This window comes from Streptomyces geranii (assembly GCF_002954775.1).
Lineage (GTDB): Bacteria > Actinomycetota > Actinomycetes > Streptomycetales > Streptomycetaceae > Streptomyces > Streptomyces geranii.
Genome location: NZ_PJME01000063.1, coordinates 30,046 through 48,680, shown reverse-complemented (window position 1 = coordinate 48,680; position 18,635 = coordinate 30,046). Strand labels below are relative to the sequence as shown.

The 18,635-nt window shown below is 70.8% G+C and carries 22 protein-coding genes and 1 pseudogene; 14 read left to right on the top strand and 9 right to left on the bottom strand.

From position 1 onward, the window contains the following. Positions 1 to 108: pseudogene (locus tag CW359_RS40270) on the top strand (IS5/IS1182 family transposase); the annotation flags it as partial. A 251-nt stretch (positions 109 to 359) separates the two neighbouring features. Further along, positions 360 to 2,441, top strand: coding sequence for a HelD family protein (locus CW359_RS40265; protein ID WP_105975205.1), 2,082 nt, complete (start codon positions 360 to 362; stop codon positions 2,439 to 2,441). 412 nt (positions 2,442 to 2,853) lie between these two features. On the opposite strand, the gene CW359_RS40255 is transcribed toward CW359_RS40265, so the two are convergent. Together CW359_RS40255 and CW359_RS40250 are read right to left on the bottom strand one after the other, a co-directional pair. Beyond that, entirely contained in the window at positions 2,854 to 3,546 is a 693-nt protein-coding gene (locus CW359_RS40255; RefSeq protein ID WP_105975213.1) for a copper homeostasis protein CutC, read from the bottom strand. 95 nt (positions 3,547 to 3,641) lie between these two features. Continuing rightward, positions 3,642 to 4,373: a maleylpyruvate isomerase family mycothiol-dependent enzyme gene (locus CW359_RS40250; protein WP_105975204.1), complete on the bottom strand. Its 732-nt coding sequence runs from the start codon at positions 4,371 to 4,373 to the stop codon at positions 3,642 to 3,644. A gap of 46 nt (positions 4,374 to 4,419) precedes the next feature. Here CW359_RS40250 and CW359_RS40245 point away from each other — a divergent pair, with 46 nt between their 5' ends. Together CW359_RS40245 and CW359_RS40240 are read left to right on the top strand one after the other, a co-directional pair. Next, the gene (locus CW359_RS40245; protein WP_105975203.1) at positions 4,420 to 5,142 is read left to right on the top strand and encodes an HD domain-containing protein; all 723 of its coding nucleotides are present in this window, start codon (positions 4,420 to 4,422) and stop codon (positions 5,140 to 5,142) included. 40 nt (positions 5,143 to 5,182) lie between these two features. Further along, positions 5,183 to 6,277 (top strand): GNAT family N-acetyltransferase, encoded by a 1,095-nt coding sequence (locus tag CW359_RS40240; RefSeq protein ID WP_105975202.1) that lies wholly within the window; start codon positions 5,183 to 5,185, stop codon positions 6,275 to 6,277. Between the two features lie 22 nt (positions 6,278 to 6,299). Here CW359_RS40240 and CW359_RS40235 read toward each other — a convergent pair whose 3' ends face one another. After that, positions 6,300 to 6,572 (bottom strand): DUF4031 domain-containing protein, encoded by a 273-nt coding sequence (locus tag CW359_RS40235; RefSeq protein ID WP_105975201.1) that lies wholly within the window; start codon positions 6,570 to 6,572, stop codon positions 6,300 to 6,302. Then, positions 6,569 to 6,967, bottom strand: coding sequence for a hypothetical protein (locus tag CW359_RS40230; protein ID WP_105975200.1), 399 nt, complete (start codon positions 6,965 to 6,967; stop codon positions 6,569 to 6,571). The genes CW359_RS40235 and CW359_RS40230 overlap by 4 nt, the downstream gene beginning before the upstream one ends. Positions 6,968 to 7,023: 56 nt before the next feature. Between CW359_RS40230 and CW359_RS40225 the strand changes: the two genes are divergently transcribed. The 5 genes from CW359_RS40225 to CW359_RS40205 all read left to right on the top strand — a co-directional run bounded on the left by CW359_RS40225 (position 7,024) and on the right by CW359_RS40205 (position 11,264). Beyond that, complete coding sequence (locus tag CW359_RS40225; protein ID WP_198655564.1) at positions 7,024 to 7,989, top strand: MurR/RpiR family transcriptional regulator; 966 nt, start codon at positions 7,024 to 7,026, stop codon at positions 7,987 to 7,989. Between the two features lie 133 nt (positions 7,990 to 8,122). Next, complete coding sequence (gene murQ / locus CW359_RS40220) at positions 8,123 to 9,091, top strand: N-acetylmuramic acid 6-phosphate etherase (RefSeq protein WP_105975199.1); 969 nt, start codon at positions 8,123 to 8,125, stop codon at positions 9,089 to 9,091. 38 nt (positions 9,092 to 9,129) lie between these two features. After that, positions 9,130 to 9,663, top strand: coding sequence for a GNAT family N-acetyltransferase (locus CW359_RS40215; protein WP_105975198.1), 534 nt, complete (start codon positions 9,130 to 9,132; stop codon positions 9,661 to 9,663). An 84-nt stretch (positions 9,664 to 9,747) separates the two neighbouring features. After that, positions 9,748 to 10,338 carry a hypothetical protein gene (locus CW359_RS40210; protein ID WP_105975197.1) on the top strand — a complete coding sequence of 197 codons (591 nt, stop codon included), beginning with the start codon at positions 9,748 to 9,750 and terminating at the stop codon, positions 10,336 to 10,338. A 92-nt stretch (positions 10,339 to 10,430) separates the two neighbouring features. After that, on the top strand, positions 10,431 to 11,264 hold the full coding sequence (locus tag CW359_RS40205; protein ID WP_105975211.1) for an aldo/keto reductase: 834 nt from the start codon (positions 10,431 to 10,433) through the stop codon (positions 11,262 to 11,264). Between the two features lie 86 nt (positions 11,265 to 11,350). Here CW359_RS40205 and CW359_RS40200 read toward each other — a convergent pair whose 3' ends face one another. Next, positions 11,351 to 13,630, bottom strand: a complete 2,280-nt coding sequence (locus tag CW359_RS40200; protein WP_105975196.1) for an MMPL family transporter — start codon at positions 13,628 to 13,630, stop codon at positions 11,351 to 11,353. A 110-nt stretch (positions 13,631 to 13,740) separates the two neighbouring features. On the opposite strand from CW359_RS40200, the gene CW359_RS40195 reads away from it, so the two are divergent. Beyond that, positions 13,741 to 14,490 (top strand): TetR/AcrR family transcriptional regulator, encoded by a 750-nt coding sequence (locus CW359_RS40195; RefSeq protein ID WP_105975195.1) that lies wholly within the window; start codon positions 13,741 to 13,743, stop codon positions 14,488 to 14,490. Between the two features lie 26 nt (positions 14,491 to 14,516). On the opposite strand, the gene CW359_RS40190 is transcribed toward CW359_RS40195, so the two are convergent. The 4 genes from CW359_RS40190 to CW359_RS40175 form a co-directional block, all read right to left on the bottom strand. Next, complete coding sequence (locus CW359_RS40190; protein ID WP_105975194.1) at positions 14,517 to 14,936, bottom strand: PIN domain nuclease; 420 nt, start codon at positions 14,934 to 14,936, stop codon at positions 14,517 to 14,519. Beyond that, complete coding sequence (locus tag CW359_RS40185) at positions 14,927 to 15,133, bottom strand: type II toxin-antitoxin system VapB family antitoxin (RefSeq protein ID WP_105975193.1); 207 nt, start codon at positions 15,131 to 15,133, stop codon at positions 14,927 to 14,929. Before CW359_RS40185 ends, CW359_RS40190 begins: the two co-directional genes overlap by 10 nt. A 71-nt stretch (positions 15,134 to 15,204) precedes the next feature. Further along, on the bottom strand, positions 15,205 to 15,399 hold the full coding sequence (locus CW359_RS40180) for a hypothetical protein (RefSeq protein WP_105975192.1): 195 nt from the start codon (positions 15,397 to 15,399) through the stop codon (positions 15,205 to 15,207). 1 nt (position 15,400) lies between these two features. Further along, a complete protein-coding gene (locus tag CW359_RS40175) occupies positions 15,401 to 15,613 on the bottom strand; it encodes a hypothetical protein (protein WP_105975191.1) in 213 nt (70 codons plus the stop codon). A gap of 119 nt (positions 15,614 to 15,732) precedes the next feature. On the opposite strand from CW359_RS40175, the gene CW359_RS40170 reads away from it, so the two are divergent. The 4 genes from CW359_RS40170 (at position 15,733) to CW359_RS40155 (ending at position 18,591) form a co-directional block, all read left to right on the top strand. Continuing rightward, complete coding sequence (locus tag CW359_RS40170; protein WP_105975190.1) at positions 15,733 to 16,575, top strand: helix-turn-helix domain-containing protein; 843 nt, start codon at positions 15,733 to 15,735, stop codon at positions 16,573 to 16,575. Further along, positions 16,556 to 16,765 carry a DUF397 domain-containing protein gene (locus tag CW359_RS40165; protein ID WP_105975189.1) on the top strand — a complete coding sequence of 70 codons (210 nt, stop codon included), beginning with the start codon at positions 16,556 to 16,558 and terminating at the stop codon, positions 16,763 to 16,765. Before CW359_RS40170 ends, CW359_RS40165 begins: the two co-directional genes overlap by 20 nt. A 114-nt stretch (positions 16,766 to 16,879) precedes the next feature. After that, positions 16,880 to 17,482, top strand: a complete 603-nt coding sequence (locus CW359_RS40160) for a hypothetical protein (RefSeq protein WP_105975188.1) — start codon at positions 16,880 to 16,882, stop codon at positions 17,480 to 17,482. A 281-nt stretch (positions 17,483 to 17,763) separates the two neighbouring features. Then, the gene (locus tag CW359_RS40155; RefSeq protein ID WP_105975187.1) at positions 17,764 to 18,591 is read left to right on the top strand and encodes a helix-turn-helix domain-containing protein; all 828 of its coding nucleotides are present in this window, start codon (positions 17,764 to 17,766) and stop codon (positions 18,589 to 18,591) included. Positions 18,592 to 18,635: the final 44 nt, after the last annotated feature.

Genomic DNA, 18,635 nt, shown 5'->3' with positions numbered 1-18,635 from the left:
TTCAACAAGCTCAAGCACAACAAAGCCCTCGCCACCCGCTACGACAAACGCGCCCGCCACTACCAAGCCCTGGTCACCATCGCCTGCCTACGACTCTGGCTCCCCTGACATTGCGGACACGACCTAGGGGACGACGGATGCCGTAGGCGGTGGCGTGGGCGGTGGTCCACCGCGTGGGCCCCGAAAATGATTGGCCTCCACCCGTTCCCCTCCTCTAGGATCTCCGCTCTTGCCCGCCTCCCCCTCACGGAGTGCCGCCGCCCGGACGGAAACCGGTCGGCTCCCGACGTCACACCCAGCAGCAGAAGCCGATACGCGGCTACGCAGCAGGTATCGGCCCGCATCCGGAGGCACCCCCCTTGTCCAGCTCCGTCCCCGTCCCCGTCGCCGCCCCCACACCCGCCGACGACCCCCTCGGCCGCGAACGTTCCCACCTCACCGACTCCCGGGCGGCCCTGCGCGCCATGCGTGAGGACGCGGAGGCCCTCGACATCAAGGACGTCACCGCGAACTGGGTCAACGCGGCGGTCCTCTCCCGCCAGATCGAGGAACGGATCAAGGCACTCGCCGACCTGAGCCACACCCCCCTCTTCTTCGGCCGCCTCGACTACCTCCACGCCCCCGGCGCCGACCAGGCGGAGGGCGCGGAGGGGGAACGCTTCTACATCGGGCGCAGGCACGTCCACGACGCCGACGGCGACCCGATGGTCATCGACTGGCGCGCGCCGGTGTCCCAGCCGTTCTACCGGGCCTCCAAGAAGGACCCGCTGGACATCGCCCTGCGCCGCCGTTTCGGCTACACGGCCGGCGACCTGACCGCCTACGAGGACGAGCACCTCTCCGACCCCGCCGAGACGGCCGCCACCAGCAAGCTGCTCCAGCAGGAGATCGAGCGCCCGCGCGTGGGCCCGATGCGCGACATCGTGGCGACCATCCAGCCCGAGCAGGACGAGATCGTACGGAGTGGGCTGGGCGGCTCGGTGTGCGTGCAAGGGGGTCCCGGCACCGGAAAGACGGCGGTCGGCCTCCACCGCGTCGCCTACCTCCTCTACGCCCACCGCGAGCGCCTCGCCCGCACCGGCACCCTCGTCATCGGCCCGAACAGCTCCTTCCTCCACTACATCGAGCAAGTGCTGCCCGCACTGGGCGAGTTGGAGGTCAAGCAGGCCACGGTCGACGACCTGGTGGCCCATGTGGAGGTACGCGGCACGGACCCGGCACCGGCGGCCGTCATCAAGGGCGACGCGAGGATGGCGGAGGTGCTGCGCAGGGCGGTGTACTCCCACGTCACCCTGCCGACGGAACCCGTGGTCGTGGTACGGGGCTCGCGCCGCTGGCGCGTCCCGGCGTACGAACTCGAAGTCATCGTCCGGGAGTTGCTGGACCGTGGCATCCGCTACGGCGCCGCCCGCGAGGCTCTGCCGCAGCGGATCGCGCACGCGGTCCTGGTCCAGATGGAACGCTCGGGCGAGGCCCCCGACGACCGCGTCCAGGACGCGGTGGCCCGCAACACGGCGGTGAAGGCGACGGTGAAGACGCTCTGGCCGCCGGTCGACCCCGCGAAACTGGTCCTCCGCCTCCTGACGGACGCGGACTTCCTGGCCGTCCACGCGGCGGAGGTCCTGACCGAGGACGAGCAGAAGGAGATCCTCTGGGCGAAGCCGATCCGCTCGGTGAAGTCGGCCAAGTGGTCGGCGGCGGACGCGGTGTTGATCGACGAGACGACCGACCTGGTCCAGCGCACGCACTCGCTCGGGCATGTGGTCCTGGACGAGGCGCAGGACCTCTCCCCGATGCAGTACCGCGCGGTGGGCCGCCGCTGCACGACGGGCTCGGCGACGGTCCTCGGCGACCTGGCGCAGGGCACCACGCCCTGGGCGACGCGGAGTTGGGAGGAGGCGCTGGGTCACCTGGGCAAGTCGGACGCGGTGGTGGAGGAACTGACAGCGGGCTTCCGCGTCCCGACGGACGTGATCACGTACGCGTCACGGCTGCTGCCGCACATCGCCCCGGGCCTCACGCCGGTGGCGTCGGTCCGCGAGAACCCGGGCTTCTTCGAGGTACGGGACATCGGCGGGACGGCCGCTCCGGATGCAGAAGTGGTGGCCGCCTGCGAGGAGTTGCTGCGCAACGAGGGCTCGACGGGCCTGATCGCGGCGGACGCGCGCATCCCGGCGCTGGCGGAGGCGCTGGGGGCAGCGGGGATCGGCTTCCTGTCCCCCGGCGAGGAGACGACCGAGGAAACCCGACTGACCCTGGTACCGGCGTCGTTGGCGAAGGGCCTGGAGTACGACTACGTGGTCCTGGACGAGCCCAGGGCGGTGGTGGACGGCGAGCCGGACGAGCGGACGGGGTTGCGGCGGCTGTATGTGGCGCTGACGAGGGCGGTGTCGGGGTTGATCGTTACGCATGTGGGGGTGTTGCCGGGGGAGTTGGGCTGAGCTGAGGGGTCGGGGGGAGTTTTTTCGCCCCCGCCGCCCCTACCCATACCCATCCCTGGGGGCTGCGCCCCCAGACCCCCGCCTATCGCGCTGAACGCGCTCGTCCTCAAACGCCGGACGGGCTGAGGGTGCCGGGCTGGGCTGCAAGTGGTTACCGGCCGTGGCTTGAGGGTGCAGGCCGTGGCTCGGGTTTTCAGCGCAGGCCGGCATCTCCAGCCCGTCCGGCGTTTGAGGACGAGGCCGTCCAGGCCGATCGCCCCCCCACCGGCCCACCCTATGCCCCCCCCCCCCCGGCCCCCCCCCCCCCCCCCCCCGGCCGGGGGGGGGGGGGGGGGGGGGGCGGGCGGGGGGGGCGCCCCCCCCCCCGGGGATGGGACGGGTAGGGGCGGCGGGGGCGAAGGAAAATCCCCCCTCACCCCCCGTCCAACACCCCCCGCCACTCCGCAACAGCCCCCACCGAAACCGCCCTCCCCCACCCCCCAGGCCGAGCAGCCCCCCCGATATGAAACGCATCCACCCCCACAGCCACCAACCCCGCCACATGATCGAGCCGCAACCCACCCCCCACCAACAACCGCTGCTCATACCCGGCCTCCCCACCCCGCCCCGCCTCCGCGACCAGCACAGGAAGCCCCGCATCCACCCCCTCCGCCGACCCGGCGGTGAGGTAGGTATCGAGCCCCGGCAACCCGTCGAGCTGCTTGCGCAGGGCATCCCGGTCGGCGGCATGGTCGATCGCCCGATGGAACGTCCACCTGCAGCCGTCCAACCCGGCCACCACCCGCTCGACGGCCCCGAGATCGACACCCCCGTCGGCCCCCAGAAACCCCAGCACGAACTCCTCCGCCCCGGCCCCCCGCAACTCCCCGGCGACCCGAACCAGCCCCTCCACATCCCCGGCCCCGAACCCGTCCACCAGCCGCAACATCACCCGCACCGGAATATCGACAGCGCCCCGAACCGCGGCAAAAACGGCGACCGACGGAGTCAGCCCGTCGGCGGCCATGTCGGCCACCAGCTCCAACCGGTCCGCACCTCCCTCCTGGGCAGCGACGGCGTCCTCGACGTCGAGGGCGATCACCTCCAGGACTGCGCGCTGGCTCATCGGGTCCACACCTTTCCGTTCGGAGCGGCTACAACAGGTCTAGTCCAATCTGACCCAAGAGTACGCCCGCCCCGCCCCGGCCCCCACCCCACCGCTCACCCCCCGAACATGTTCAACTCCCGCTCCTCCACCCCCACCAACTCATACGCCCCTGCCCCCGCCCCAGAGCCAGACCCAGCTCCAGCCCCCACCCCTGCCCCCGAGCCCTCCACCGGCCGCCCCGCATACAACCGCACCAGCGTCGCCGCACCCCCGATGAACCGCCCCGGCGTCCGCGCCCCCGACACATCCCCCAGCCGCAACGGCTCGTCCAGCTCATCGACGTCGGCATGCAGCGGCACCAGCCGGTACTCACGGCTCAACCGAGCGAGCAGCGGCAGCGCGTACGGCAGCCCGGGCCCCGCATAGGCCCCCGGCTCGCCAAGGGCTTCCCGTACGTCACCGGCGTGCACCCACTCCCCCAGCGCGGCCCCGTCCAGCCTCCCCCCGGCCTTGGCGATCACCGCCCCGGCCTCGCCCATCACCCGCTCCAGCTCGTCCAGGACCTGCGCGTTCGTCCAGTCGCCCCGCTCGGCGATGTCCCGGGCGTTCGACTCGGGCGAGAAGGCCCCCTTCTCCAGCCGCCCCTCCACCACCCTCAGCAGCACGGCCGAACAGTGCGCGAGCACATCCCGCACGGTCCACTCGGGGCATCCAGCGGTCAGAATCCCGAAGTCGGCCTCGGGCCGGGCCCGCAGCAGCGGTATCAGCGCGTCGCGCTCGACGATCAGGAGCCGCCCGGGCAGCTCGGGGTCACGTACGTCACGTACATCGGCAGAAGAAGTCATGCTTCCCACGCTAGGGGCGGAAGCGGCCGACCGGGAGAATGCCCACATGCCCGACCAAGCCGATCCAGACACCCTCGACGCCCTCGACGCCCTCGACGCCCTCCGCACCCGCTGGACCCAAGCCCTGAGAGCAGCCCAAGCCACAGACTCCCGGGAACCCCAGGAACCCCAGGAACCCACCCCCGACCCCACCCCCTACGCCGACAACCTCCTCACCCGCTACCAGGAACCCCACCGCCGCTACCACACCCTCACCCACCTCACCGCGGTCCTGGACCACATCGACGTACTGGAGGGCCACGCGGCGGACCCCGATGCCGTCCGCCTCGCCGCCTGGTTCCACGACGCCGTCTACGCCCCCGACCGCTCCGAGAACGAGGAACGCTCCGCCCGTCTCGCCGAGCGCGCGCTCCCCGAGGCCGGGCTCTCGGCGGCGGACACCGCCGAGGTGGCCCGCCTGGTCCGCCTCACCGTCACCCACGACCCCGCACCCGACGACCGCAACGGCCAGGTCCTGTGCGACGCGGACCTCGCGATCCTGGCCGCGCCGCAGGAGACGTACGCCGCCTACACGGCCGCCGTCCGCGAGGAGTACTCCTTCATCCCCCCGGACGCCTTCCGGGAGGGCCGGGCGGCGGTACTGCACCAACTCCTCGCCCTGCCAAGGCTGTTCCGCACGCCGTACGGAACGGACCACTGGGAGGAACCGGCGCGCGCCAACATCACGGCGGAGCTGAAGCGGTTGGAAGCAGCGCCCGGGCCGATTTAATGCGTGTCCGTACGCCCACCCCACCCCCTATCCTCACCGCATGCTGAGCACGGGTGGAGACGAAGTAACCGAGGCGGTCGCGGGCCTGGTGGCGCTGCTGCGACCGGCGCTGGACCGCGACTGGGCGAAGACCGGCGCCGGGCCGCTGGAGTGGAGTTGCCGACGGACGGCCGAGCACATCGCCAGCGATCTCATCGCGTACGCCGGGCAGTTGGCAGGCCAGGCGAAGAGCGCGTACGTCCCCTTCCTCATCAGCATCGACGGCCGTGAGGGCGGTCTTGCCCCCGCCGACAACGCGGGCATCCTGGACGTCCTCACGACGACCGGAGCCCTGCTCGGCGCCGCCGTCCGCACAGCCCCCCGCAACGCGCGCGGCTTCCACCCGTACCCCTTCCGCAGCGCGAACCGCGAGGGCTTCGCGGCGATGGGTATCGCCGAAGTGCTGCTGCACGCGTACGACATCGCGCAGGGCCTGGACCTGGCCTACGAACCCCCCGCCCACCTCGCCGAGTTCGTCCTCACCCGCATCTTCCCGGAGGTCCGCCCGGGCCCCGACCCCTGGCAGACCCTCCTCTGGGCGACCGGCCGCGCCGACCTCCCCGGCCGGCCCCGACTCACCGAGTGGCACTGGACGAACAACCACGTCCTCGACACCACCCGCCTCCGCCTGGAGGGCGTCAGCCCGGCCGCCGCGGCCGACCTGAGCACGGGCGGCACCGGCGGCTTCGACTGGATCGAGGGCGGCCCCTTCGACGGCACCCGCGAGGCCGCCGGGATGGTGGGCAAGGCGTACGAAGCGGGCGTGCACCGCCCGGAGTTCGGCCTGTACGTCCTCGTACGCCGCGAGGACGACCGCGCGGTCGGCGGCATCGGCTTCCACGGCGTCCCGGACGAGGACGGCAAGGCCGAGATCGGCTACGACCTCGCGGAGGCCGCCCGCGGCAACGGCTACGCCACGGAGGCCCTGCGCAAGCTGGCGGAGTGGGCACTGGCCCGGGACGACGTAAGGTCCCTCTTCGCGACCGTCGAGCCGCACAACACCCCGTCCCAGGCGGTGATCGCCCGCGCCGGATTCACGAAGGTGAGCGAGGAACTGGACGAAGAGGGGCTCCAGGCCTACGAGTTGCGCCCCTGACCCCGCTCCCTGTCAGTACTGGTCAGCGTGACCCGCCCGCCGCCTTACGTCTGCGCAGCCCCGCCCCGTGCAGCAGTCGTACGACCTCGCGGCTGCTGACCTCCACCGCCCCCGCCCCCACCACATCCCCGTACCGATGCGACGGAATGTCGTAGTGGTCCCGCTCGAAGGCCCGTCGAGGAACCCCCAACTCCTCCGCGAACGCGTGCAGTTCCTCGAACGACTCGTCGCTCACCAGGTGGGACCAGAGCCTGCCGTGGCCCGGCCAGACCGGTGGGTCTATGTAGACCGTCACGATGAAGTGAATCCTTCGTCGGGGCCGCCCGTGGTCGCCGTGCCCAGTGAGCCCAGCGCCGCCACCCGTACCCCCGCCTTGTGGCACACCCACTGCGGGTCGGGGCCCAGTTCCGGTTCCACGTCCAGGGCGTGCGGGTCGCCCGAGCCGCAGACCGGGCACAGGGGCCAGCGGCCGTGGCGTTCCAGGAGGGCGTCCTGGACGTCCTGGGCGATCAGGCCCGCCACGTACTCCGAGCCCTCGGGCCACTGCTCGACCCACCAGCGGCGTTCCGCCACCGACGCCTCCACCATCGACACGACGTCCGGTTCGGCGACCTCGCCCTCGGCCAGGTCGGTGAGGACGAGCGCGCGGGCCGTGTGCAGCGCCTGCTCCAAGGGGGTGATGGGGGTCATGCACCCATTGTGCGCACTCTTGACCACAGGTCCGAATGGAAAATATCTTTCATCATGTGACCCACGAAGTGAAGGAAATTTTCGGATCAGCCGCCACCGCACCCAGCGGGCTCGGTGTCACCCCGCCCGCGCCCGCCGCCCTCGCCGCCAAGGTGCGGACGCTCGCGCCCACGATGACCCGCTCCATGCAGCGCGTCGCCGAGGCGGTCGCCGCCGACCCGGCCGGCTGCGCCGCCCTCACGGTCACCGGGCTCGCCGAACTCACCGGCACCAGCGAGGCGACCGTCGTCCGTACGGCACGGCTGCTCGGCTACCCGGGGTATCGCGATCTGCGGCTCGCGCTCGCCGGACTCGCCGCCCAGCAGCAGTCGGGGCGCTCCCCCGCCGTCACCGCCGACATCGCGGTCGACGACCCCCTCGCCGACGTCGTGGCGAAACTGGCGTACGACGAGCAGCAGACCCTCGCCGACACGGCCGCCGGGCTGGACATCGCCCAGCTGTCCGCCGCCGTCGGCGCGCTCGCCGCCGCCCGGCGCATCGACATCTACGGCGTCGGCGCCTCCGGTCTGGTCGCCCAGGACCTCACCCAGAAGCTGCTGCGCATAGGGCTGATAGCGCACGCCCACAGCGACCCGCACCTCGCCGTCACCAACGCCGTGCAGCTGCGCGCGAAGGACGTCGCCGTCGCGATCACCCACTCCGGGTCGACCGGTGACGTCATCGAGCCGCTCCGCGTCGCCTTCGAACGCGGGGCCACCACCGTCGCGATCACCGGGCGGCCCGACGGGCCCGTCACGCAGTACGCCGACCACATCCTCACCACCTCCACGGCCCGCGAGAGCGAGCTGCGCCCGGCCGCCATGTCTTCCCGGACCAGTCAACTCCTCGTCGTGGACTGCCTGTTCATAGGCGTGGCGCAGAAGACGTACGAGACCGCCGCCCCGGCCCTCTCCGCCTCCTACGAGGCCCTGGCCCACCGTCACACCCCGCGCAGCGGCAACAACACGACATCCCGCCGGTAGCGCCGGAAGACCTGAAAAGACCTGAAGACCGTTGGACCGAAAGACCGTTGGACCGAAAGACCGTGGATCGAAAGACCGTGGATCGAAAGACCGTTAGGCCGTTGGACCGTTAGACCAGAAAGAGCCGCACGCCATGACCTCCACCGCTGACGCCTCCTCCAACAACCGCGCCCTGAAGGACCTCAAAAAGGACCTCAAAGAGGAGTTGGAGTCGCTGACGACCGAGGCGTTCCGCCCGGAGCTGGCCGACATCGACCGGCTTCCCACCCTCGACATCGCCCGTCTCATGAACGCCGAGGACACCACCGTCCCGGCCGCCGTCGCCGCACGGCTCCCCGAGATCTCCGCCGCGATCGACGCACTCGCCGCCCGGATGGCACGCGGCGGACGGCTGGTCTACGCGGGCGCCGGTACCCCCGGCCGGCTCGGCGTGCTGGACGCCTCCGAGTGCCCGCCCACCTTCAACACCGACCCCGCGCGGGTCGTGGGCGTGATCGCGGGTGGACCGGCAGCCATGGTCACCTCCGTCGAGGGCGCCGAGGACTCCAGGGAGCTGGCCGCCGACGACCTGGACGCGCTCGGCGTCACCGCCCTGGACACGGTGGTCGGGGTGTCCGCCTCCGGCCGTACGCCCTACGCGATCGGAGCCGTCGAACACGCCCGTGCGCAGGGGGCGTTGACGATCGGGCTGTCCTGCAACGCGCACAGCGCGCTCGCGGCGGCGGCCGACCACGGCATCGAGATCGTCGTCGGGCCCGAGCTGCTGACCGGGTCGACGCGGCTCAAGGCGGGGACCGCGCAGAAGCTGGTCCTCAACATGCTGTCGACGATCACGATGATCCGGCTCGGCAAGACGTACGGGAATCTCATGGTCGACGTACGGGCGTCGAACGAGAAGCTCCGCGCCCGTTCGCGGCGGATCGTGGCGCTGGCGACCGGGGCGGGCGACGAGGAGATCGAGGCGGCGCTCGCGGCGACGGACGGCGAGACGAAGAACGCGATCCTCGTCGTCCTGGGCGGCGTGGACGGCCCCACGGCGGCCCGGCTCCTCGCCGAGAGCGACGGTCACCTGCGGGCAGCGCTCGCAGCGGCACCCCACTGATGCGTGGGCCCGTCCTCCCGTCGGGCAGGATGGGCGCCATGACCGAGATCCACACCCCCCGGCTCCTCCTCCGCCGCTGGACCGACGACGACCTCGTGCCGCTCTCGGAGATCCACGCGGACTCCCAGGTCATGCGCTGGATCGACGACGGCTCGGTACGCGACCTGGAGTACACGGCGGAGACCATCGAGCGGTGGGAGGAGGAGTGGGACGAGGAGGGCTTCGGCATCTTCGCCGTCGAACTGCTCGCCTCGGGTGAACTGGCGGGCGCCGTAGGCCTGTTCGTGCCCGGGTTCCTGCCGGAGGTCGCGGACGACGTGGCGATCAGCTGGCTGCTCGGCTCGCAGTTCTGGGGCCAGGGGTACGCCTCCGAGGCCGCCCACGCCACCCTGGAGTTCGCCCTCCAGGACCGCGGCCTCGACCGCGTGGTCAGCGTCAGCAGGGCGGGCGACGACGCCTCCGAGAACATCATCCGCAAGCTGGGCCTCACTGAGGAACGGGTGACGACACATCCGGTGTACGGCCATCAGCTGTTCGTCCACGCGATCGACCTGACGGAGTTCGAGGCGTAGGCACCTCGCACTTACTCGCGTTGTCAGTGGCGTGTGCGACGGTTGGTGTTGCTCAGTACACCGCTCGCCGAAGGGACGACCTACGTGAACCACGCCCAGCTGACCGCTCTCGGGCGAGCCCTGCGCGTCCTCGGCGAGCACGGGGACGCGCTCGGCTCCGACACCCCCGACACGAAACTGCACGAGATCAAGGCCGACCTCCAGCGGGCCCTGGCGATCCTGGACGACACGGTGAGCGGCTCGGCGCCCACGACCCGCTGCGCCGAGCATCCGAACGGCCCGGTCGACGAGGACGCCGTCGACCTGTGCCTGCTCTGCGAGACGCGCCGCCGCAGCGCCCGCCGCAGCCAGCAGAACGGCGGCTACCCGCAGTCCCGCCCCTCAGACCCCGAGTCGACGTCCCCCGAGCGCACGATGTCCCGGTACGGCATCCGCCCTGACCGCCCCCAGGCCCAGCAGCGCTGGCTCCCCGAGGTCTGGACCGGCCAGGTCTGGCAGCTCTGCGGCACCCCGCGCCGCGACCGCCTGGAGGCCGAGCGCTACCTCTCCGCCGAGCGCCGCGGCCCCCGCCCCGGAATCGCCTACCGCCTGGTCCACGAGTTCACCGACTACGAAGTGCTGCGGATCTGGGGTACGCCGGTGAAGGTGGACATCGAGCCGATGGGCAACCTGTGAGCACGTCCGGCACCTACGACGCATCCGGCACCTCAGACGCATCCAACACCTCCGACACATCCGGCACGTTCCGTATCGCCGGAGACCTGACGGTGAACAGGCTCGGCTTCGGCGCCATGCACCTGCCCACCGAACCGGCCGCCGACCGCGCGAACGCCGTCGCCGTGGCCCGGCGGGCCGTCGAACTGGGCGTCACCCTCATCGACACCGCCCACCTCTACGGCGGCGGAGCCAACGAGGAACTCCTCGCCGAGGCCCTGCACCCCTACCCGGACGACCTGCTGATCACCACGAAGGTCGGCTTCACCCGCTCCCCGTCGTCCGGCGAGTGGCGCAACGACGGCCGCCCGGACAGCCTCCGTACACAGGTCGACGAGGCCCTGCGCCGACTGCGCGTCGAACGCCTCGAACTCCTCCAGCTGCACCGCCTGGACCCGGAGGTCCCGCTCCCCAAACAGCTGGGCGCGCTGCGGGAATTGAGGTCGGCGGGCAAGGTCGGCCGGATCGGTCTCTCGGAGGTGACGGTCGCGGAACTGGCCGACGCCCGCGAGATCGTCGACATCGCGAGCGTCCAGAACAGATACAACCTGCTCGACCGCGAGCACGAGCCCGTGCTCAGGGCCTGCGAGGCGGCGGGCATCGCGTTCCTGCCGTGGCGGACGGTGGCGTGGGGCTCGACGGGCGAGCAGGAGACGATCGCCGCGATCGCCCGCGAACTCGACGCCACCCCGACCCAGATATCCCTGGCCTGGCTCCTCCACCACTCCCCGGCGATCCTCCCGATCCCGGGCACGGCGAGGCTCCCGCACCTGGAGGAGAACGTGGCGGCGCGCCGGGTCGAACTGCCCCCGGCGCACAAGAAGAGACTCGACCGCCTAGACCCTCTGAACCACCTGGACCGCCTTGCGGAGAACCCCGAGTCCTGAGCCATCACTCCTGAGAACTGAGAGCTGAGAACTGAGAGTTGGCTTCGGCGCCCGGGGCCTCTCGCGTGGTCTGGTCGGCCCGAGGCTCAAGCCCCGGTCGTCGTCTTCTTCGCGTACGGAGACTGCACCTCGGCCTCCGCCCCGTCCCCCGGCGCGGCCACGGAGGCCGCCGCAGGTCCCCCCTCGCCCCCCTCACTGAGCCCGAACCGCCCGTGCACCGCACGCAGGAACCCGGGCGCGTACCAGGCGGCGCCGCCCAGCAGCCGCATCGCCGCGGGGACAAGCACCCCCCGCACCGCGACCGCGTCGATGAGGATCGCCAGCCCACTCCCCAGCCCGAACATCTGCATGAAGCTGATCTTCGAGGTGCCGAAGGCGAAGAAGCTCACGGCCAGCAGGCAGGCCGCCGCCGTGACGATGCGGCCGGTGTGGCCGAGGCCGTTGGCGACGGCTGACTCGTTGTCCTCGCCCAGGTCGTGGAGTTCCTTGATGCGGCTGGTGACGAACACCTCGTAGTCCATGGACAGGCCGAAGGCGATGCAGAACATCAGCACCGTCATCGACACCTCCATCGGCTGCGCCGAGAAGCCGAGCAGGGAGGAGAAGTGGCCGTCCTGGAAGATCCAGGTCATGACGCCGAGGGTCGCGCCCAGGCTGATCACGTTCAGGAGCAGCGCGCGCAGGGGCTGGACCACGCTCCCCGTGAACAGGAAGAGCAGGACGAAGGTCGTCAGGGCGACCAGCGCCACGGCGAGCGGCAGCCGGCCGCTGATCGAGTCCTTGGAGTCGACCAGTACGGCGTCCACACCGCCGACCAGCGGGTCGGACCCGGCGGGCGGGTCGACGGCCCGCACCGCGCGGACCAGGTCCTGCGCCTCGTCCGACCGCGGTGTCAGGTCGCTCACGACGCTCATCCGCTGCGCACCGGGCCGCCCGAGGGCGGAGCTGGGCGAATCGGCGGACCTCCGTCCCTCCGCATAGATACCGGCACTGCTCTCGACCCGCACCACGCCCGCCAGCCCGGACAGCTCGGCCGCGTACGTGCCCAGGGGCCCCTGCGCCACCGGCCCGTCGATCACGACGTGGAGGGCGGACTCGTCGTTGCCGTTGAAGTTCTCGCGCAGGGCCACGGAGACCTGGCGGCTCTCGGCGCCGGTCGGCAGGACGCGTTCGTCGGGGGTGCCGAAGGTGATGCCGAGCAGCGGACTCGCCGCGACCAGCAGAACCGCGAGCACGGGCAGCGCGGTGAGCGCGGGCCGCCGCATGACGGTACGGGCCAGCCGCCCCCACACGGACGTACGAGCGGTGGTGCGCGCCTCCTTCAGCCAGGGCAGCCGTCCGCTGTTGACCCGGTGTCCCAGGACCACGAACAGCGCGGGCATCACGAACAGCGTGCCGACGGCCGCGACGGCGACGACGCCGACCCCGGCGTAGCCGAACGAGCGGAGGAAGTACTGCGGGAACACCAGCAGCGCGGCGAGCGCGGCGGCGACGGTCGCGGCGGAGAACGCGACGGTACGGCCCGCCGTGTGCACGGTCCGGCGTACCGCGTCCTCCACGCCCGCGCCCGTGGCGAGCTGCTCCCGGAACCGGCTGATCATCAGCAGGGCGTAGTCGATGCCCAGGCCGAGGCCCATCGCGGTGGTGAGGTTGGTCGCCGAGACGGAGACGTCGGTGACGCTGCCGAGGAGGGAGAGCTGGGCGAACGAGCCCAGGATGGCGATGACCGCGATGACCAGCGGCAGCAGGGCCGCGACCACGCTGCCGAAGACGAAGAGGAGCAGTACGAGGGTCAGCGGGACGGCGATGGCCTCGGCGAGGACGAGATCGTCGACGACCTGCTTCGACATGTCACCGCCCACTGCGGCGCCCCCTCCGGCCCGCACGGCAAGGGCCTCCCCCTTCTTCCCGTACGTGCCGGTGTAGGCGTCGATGACGGCGCGGGCGTTCTCCTGCTGCTGGGTCTCGTCGCCCTTCACATGGGCGAGGACGATGGCCTCGCGGCCGTCCCGGGAGCGGAGGTCCGGGCTGCCGGGGTCGGTGTCCCAGTACGAGACGACGTTGGCGAGGCTCTTCTCCGCGCGCAGGTCGGCGACGAGTTCCCGGCCGCTCCGCTCGGCGGCCGGGGCGTCGACGGGCCCGTCCGGGGCCCGGACCAGCAGGACCAGGTTCGTCTCGCCGCCGAACCTCTCGTCGATGACCTTCGCGGCACGGGTGGACTGCGAGGCGGGGTCGTCGAAGCCGCCGCCGAGCAGCTTGCCGAACGCGCCGGCGCCCAGGGCGCCCATGAGGGCCGTGACCAGGACGGCGACGACGAGGACCAGCCGGGACCGGCGGATCGCCAGCTCGGCTATGCGGTCGAACATGACCGTTCTCCTTGAAGGGGGAGGGAGTTGACAGGAAGAGAGGTGACCGGCGCGCGCCACAACCGAAGTTAGCGGGAGGCAAAAAGATTTGGCAGTGTTAGATTTTCTTCATGCCCGCACACGAGAGCCCTGCCCGGCCCGAACCCGCCTCCCTGCGCGAGCGCCGCCGCTCCACCGCCGTGCGGGAGATCCTGGACGCCGCCGAGGAGTACCTCGCGGAACACGGCCCGCACGCGCTGTCCCTGCGCGCGATCGCCCGCGGCCTGGGCATGACCGTGCAGGCGCTCTACCACTACTTCCCGAGCCGGGACGCCCTGGTCACGGCGCTGATCACGAACGCGTACGACGACCTGGCCGACGCGGTGGAAGCCGCCGTGCACACCGGGGTTTCCGAAGCGGACGGCACACCGCTGCCGGGCGCGCTGGCCGCGGCCGAGGGCTACCGCCGCTGGGCCATCGACAACCCCGAGCGGTTCCAGCTCCTCTACGGCACGCCGTTGCGGTACTACGAGGCCCCCGAGGACGGCCCGACGACCCAGGCGGTACGCCGGATGGCGGCGACCTTCCAGCGCGAACTGTTCGCCGGCTACACCACGGCCCAGCTCACCGGGGCCGACCTGCCCCCACTCTCACCGGCACTCCGGGCCCACCTGGACCAGATGCCGGCGGACACCCCGGAAAGGGCCCTGCCACCCGCCGCGACGACACTCTTCCTCATCGCGTGGGGCCAACTGCACGGCCTGGTCATCCTGGAGGTCTTCGGCCACACGGACTTCCTCGGCGACCACCAGGCAGAGATCTTCCGCACGGCGATCCGGAACGTGCTCCGGGAGGTCCACGCCCGAATCCCCGCGCCGTGACGAGTCACTGACCGAAGCAGCCCCGCTCAGGGCACGGACCCACGCTCCACGACCCACTCGACGGGCTGCCCGGTGATCTCGGCGATGCGCTCGAAGTCGCCGTCGTAGTGCAGCACCGTCACCCCGTGCCGCTCAGCCGTGGCGGCGATCAGCAGGTCCGGGATGGACACCTCGCGGTGCATGCCCTTCTCCGCCAGCAGTCCTTGGACCTCGATGGCCCGAGCGCCGATCTCGTCGGTGAGCGGCAGCCACTCGAAACCCTTGCGGACCGACCGTCCCGCCGCGTGCTCCTCCCCGTTCCGAGCGCTGAACAGGATCTCAAGGTCGACAACAGCGCACGTCGCCAGCAGCCCCCGCTGCACCAACGGCATCAGCACAGCCCTGACCGACGGGTTTCCGGTACGCGCCCACACGCTCTTGTCGACGAGATACCGCTTTACCGCCACGCCTTCGCCATCACTTCCGGATCCCCGAGGTCGCTGAAGACCCCGTCCTCCAGCATGTCCATGAACCGCTGCCGCTTCGCCGCCGCCACGAACTCCGCCAAGGCACCGTTCACCGTGGCTCGCTTGGTCGTGGTGCCCAGTATTTCCGCGGCCTCGGCAATGAGTGCATCATCGAGGTCGATCATGGTACGCGACATGGCATCCTCCAGACACACAATTCCCTTCTACCAGTATGCATGGATTCCACTGATAGTGGTGTCCAAATCACTCAGGGCAGCCGCCCCTCCCGGTTCACCCGCCGCACCCGCGCCCGCAGCACCTCCCCCGGCGCCGCCTCCCCCAACGCCTCCGGCGGACAGTCCCACTCGCACCCCCCACCGATGGGCCGCAGCTGTACGTACCCGCCCTCGCGCCCCATGACCTCGCCGATCCGCCCGTCGCGCACATCAAGGGCGTACGACACCTCACTCACCGTCGCCGCCGACGCCCACCGTCACGCCCTCCAGCACCTCGGCCAGCCGGGTCGCCGTACGGACGTTGCAGCGCCCGAGGCGCACCAGCGCGAAGGGTTCGTCGCTGGCGCCGGTCACCGGGTCGACGCCCAGCGACGGCAGGGCGACGCCGACCTCCCTCAACGCCGCCCGCAACCGGATCACCACTTCGTCGGTCGTCTGCATCCGTCCGCACCTCTCCACTCTGAGTGTTCGCGTTCTCCACACAGAGTGGCGGGTACGTGTCTAACCTGGCCAGAAGCGGAATCCCAACAACCCCATGTGTGCGACAGGGAGTTGCTGCCATGGCAGGACCGAAGGACCTCGACCCGGCCTCCTCACCCCGGGCCTTCCTCGGCGCGGAGCTGCGCCACGCCCGCGAGGCGGCGGGCATGAGCCAGGACCAACTGGGCCGACCGTTGTTCGTCAGCGGTTCGTTCATCGGCCAACTGGAGGCCGGTACAAGGCGGATGATGCACGAGTACGCCATCCAGTTCGACAAGATGCTGGACACCAAGGACTTCTTCGAGCGCAACTGCGCAGCGCTCGCCAAGTCGAAATACCCCGAGAACTTCACGGAGGCAGCGGAGGCGGAGGCGATCGCAACGACGATCAGGCACTACCTCCCGCTGCTGATCCCCGGCCTGCTGCAAACGCCGGAATACGCGGCGGCGTTGTTCCGCACCTACCGGCCGCTGGCCCCGGAGTCCGAGATCGAGGAACTGGTGGCGATCCGCGTGGAACGCACTCGCCTCCTCGACGATCCAACAACCCCGTTGTTTTGGACGATCCTGGACGAAGCAGCGCTCCGTCGGGCGGTCGGCGGAGCAGCAACGATGGCGAAGGCGCTTCGCCATGTGGTGGACATGGCACGCCGTCACCGGATCATCGTGCAGGTGCTGCCGTTCAGTGCCGGGGCACACGCCGCGATGGGCGGCTCCCTGAAGCTCATGGAGTTCACGGACGCTCCCCCGCTCTGCTTCGTCGAAGGGCTGGACACAGGGAAGTTGATCGACGACCCGGCCAAGGTCGCCCGCCACAGCCTCACGTTCAGCCTGCTCCAGGCGGCGGCACTCTCGCCTCAGGATTCACTGGCCCTCATCGAGGCCGTGGCGCAGGATTACGAGCATGAAGAACAGCACCCGTGAGTACGACCTGAGTTCGGCCACCTGGTACAAGTCGACGTACAGCGCAGGCGACGGCGGCGACTGCCTCGAAGTCGCCGCCGGCCACCCCACCCTCGTGCCCATCAGGGATTCCAAGAACCGCCGGGGGCCGAAGCTCGCGTTCCGGGCGGGTGCCTGGACGGCGTTCGTAGGGAGCCTCAAGCAGGGCTGAACCGACTGCCGACCTCATCGGGCGTATTTGCCACCGGAACATGCGCTACCCGGTGACGACCCGCCCCCGCGCTGCGAGCTTGGGCACCAACCGACCGCCTGGAGGAGGTTCACGGTGCCCACCATCGCCCAGAGCCGCGAACAAGCCAACACCCACCTCACCAAGTACTGCGCCGACCTCGGCTTCGACCCGGAGTGGATCACCACGAAGAAGTGGGAGACCACCATCGACATCGCCTGCGACGGGAACTTCGGCTTGGAGGACGCCGAGAGGACGATCCAGCAGGACATGCTCGACATCGCCGGAGGCGTGGCGAAGTCCAAGCGCAAGTTGGCCCTCACCGCCGACACCGACAACCTGCTGGACACGATCACGGGGGATCCCGAGCTGAACGAGACCCTCGCCCACACGGCCCTGAAACTCTGCGCCGACGCCTACGTGGGCGGCGAGCGCGTGAACCTCGCTCTGGGGCTCGGCGGCAAGAAGAAGATGTCCCCGACCAACTACGACGCCCTGCGCGCCCTCTGGACCGAGATCGCCACGTACGCCGGCGGCGCCGGGGTGTTCACGGAGTTCGTGAGCCATCCCCCGCAGGACAAGGCCGCGTTGGGCAAGGGGAACGTCGGCGCCACGCTGGACACACGCCAGGTCCAGGGCAACCTGCTGGTGAAGATCAACGGCGTGCGCTTCAACGTGCACGTGGACGTGGCCGGCTGACCCCTGCCGGGTGCGCCCCGAAGCTCAAGCGGCCAGCTCCGAGCCCTCCTTCTTTGGAATGGGAGGCGGGTCTCAACCCGCCCTCCCTCCCCACCTGTTGACTTGACGCGTTCGGCTTGCCACGCAGAGTCACGAGGGGCTAGCGTGCCCAAAGAACGAACCCCCGCTAGGTGCTGGAACACCTGCGGGGGCCTGACCTCAAAGATCGAACGGACGATCCCGTGGCTGAAGCCAAGTTTAGTGCTGCCGTCCCGCCCGCGCACGCGACCCCGCCCCACCCGATGGCCAATCCGGGTTACGGCAAACGCGACGCCCCCGGCCAACGCCCCCGCACGAACCACGACTTCGCACATCTCCCGCCCCGCGAGGCCGCGGTGGCCTCGTACATCGACCGCTTGCCGAACGGGGCGGACGTCAGCGTAAAGACGCTGGCCAAGCACATGACGTACGGCCAGTGCGCCCTCCGCACCGCCCTCAACAACCTCCAGCGGGCAGGCCACTTGCGCCGGGGCCGCGAACACCTGACCGGCACCGGAAGCCAACTCTGGATCACCCGAACGTGGTTCACCCGCACGGCACGGGACGACGACTGGTGGGCGACGTTCACGCGGGGCGACGTACCGGCGGAGTCCCCGGAGCGGCACGGGCAGGGGGGCCACCAGACGCGCTCACGCGCGTTCATCCTGCTCGCCGCTCTCGGTCGTACCGCCTCCGCGCTGTCCCTCTCCGAGGCGGAGTGCGCGACGCTGGCCCCGCTGGTCGCGGAGTGGTTCGAGCGAGGCGCGGACGAGGACTCCGTACGACACGCCCTGACCGTCGGCCTGCCGAACCCGGTCCACTCCCCGTTCGCCCTGGTCCGCACCCGCCTGACCGGCAAACTCCCCCCGAGGCCCGCCCCCGCACGGCCAGCGCTGCGAATGCTGGAGTGCGCGAAGTGCGGGGCGCCGGGGCGGGCGGAGGCGCTGCCGGGGGGCGTGTGCGGGGAGTGCCGGGGCGAGTACGCCCCCGCTCACAGCAGTGCGCCCCTGCCCGCACCGACAATCCACGCCCGTGCTGCGGAAATCCGCGCTGCGATGGCCCACAAGAAGCAAGAAAGGCCACTCGTATGACGGCTCCAACGTCCGCCAAGGCCACTCCAGGGCACGATGTGAGG

Coding starts and splice junctions, on each gene's coding strand:
- CW359_RS40255 (WP_105975213.1), bottom strand. CDS start 3,546: ATGAGCCAGCGCGCAGTCCTGGAGGTGATCGCCCTCGACGTCGAGGAC.
- CW359_RS40250 (WP_105975204.1), bottom strand. CDS start 4,373: ATGACTTCTTCTGCCGATGTACGTGACGTACGTGACCCCGAGCTGCCC.
- CW359_RS40245 (WP_105975203.1), top strand. CDS start 4,420: ATGCCCGACCAAGCCGATCCAGACACCCTCGACGCCCTCGACGCCCTC.
- CW359_RS40240 (WP_105975202.1), top strand. CDS start 5,183: ATGCTGAGCACGGGTGGAGACGAAGTAACCGAGGCGGTCGCGGGCCTG.
- CW359_RS40230 (WP_105975200.1), bottom strand. CDS start 6,967: ATGACCCCCATCACCCCCTTGGAGCAGGCGCTGCACACGGCCCGCGCG.
- murQ (WP_105975199.1), top strand. CDS start 8,123: ATGACCTCCACCGCTGACGCCTCCTCCAACAACCGCGCCCTGAAGGAC.
- CW359_RS40215 (WP_105975198.1), top strand. CDS start 9,130: ATGACCGAGATCCACACCCCCCGGCTCCTCCTCCGCCGCTGGACCGAC.
- CW359_RS40200 (WP_105975196.1), bottom strand. CDS start 13,630: ATGTTCGACCGCATAGCCGAGCTGGCGATCCGCCGGTCCCGGCTGGTC.
- CW359_RS40195 (WP_105975195.1), top strand. CDS start 13,741: ATGCCCGCACACGAGAGCCCTGCCCGGCCCGAACCCGCCTCCCTGCGC.
- CW359_RS40185 (WP_105975193.1), bottom strand. CDS start 15,133: ATGTCGCGTACCATGATCGACCTCGATGATGCACTCATTGCCGAGGCC.
- CW359_RS40175 (WP_105975191.1), bottom strand. CDS start 15,613: ATGCAGACGACCGACGAAGTGGTGATCCGGTTGCGGGCGGCGTTGAGG.
- CW359_RS40170 (WP_105975190.1), top strand. CDS start 15,733: ATGGCAGGACCGAAGGACCTCGACCCGGCCTCCTCACCCCGGGCCTTC.
- CW359_RS40165 (WP_105975189.1), top strand. CDS start 16,556: ATGAAGAACAGCACCCGTGAGTACGACCTGAGTTCGGCCACCTGGTAC.
- CW359_RS40155 (WP_105975187.1), top strand. CDS start 17,764: ATGGCCAATCCGGGTTACGGCAAACGCGACGCCCCCGGCCAACGCCCC.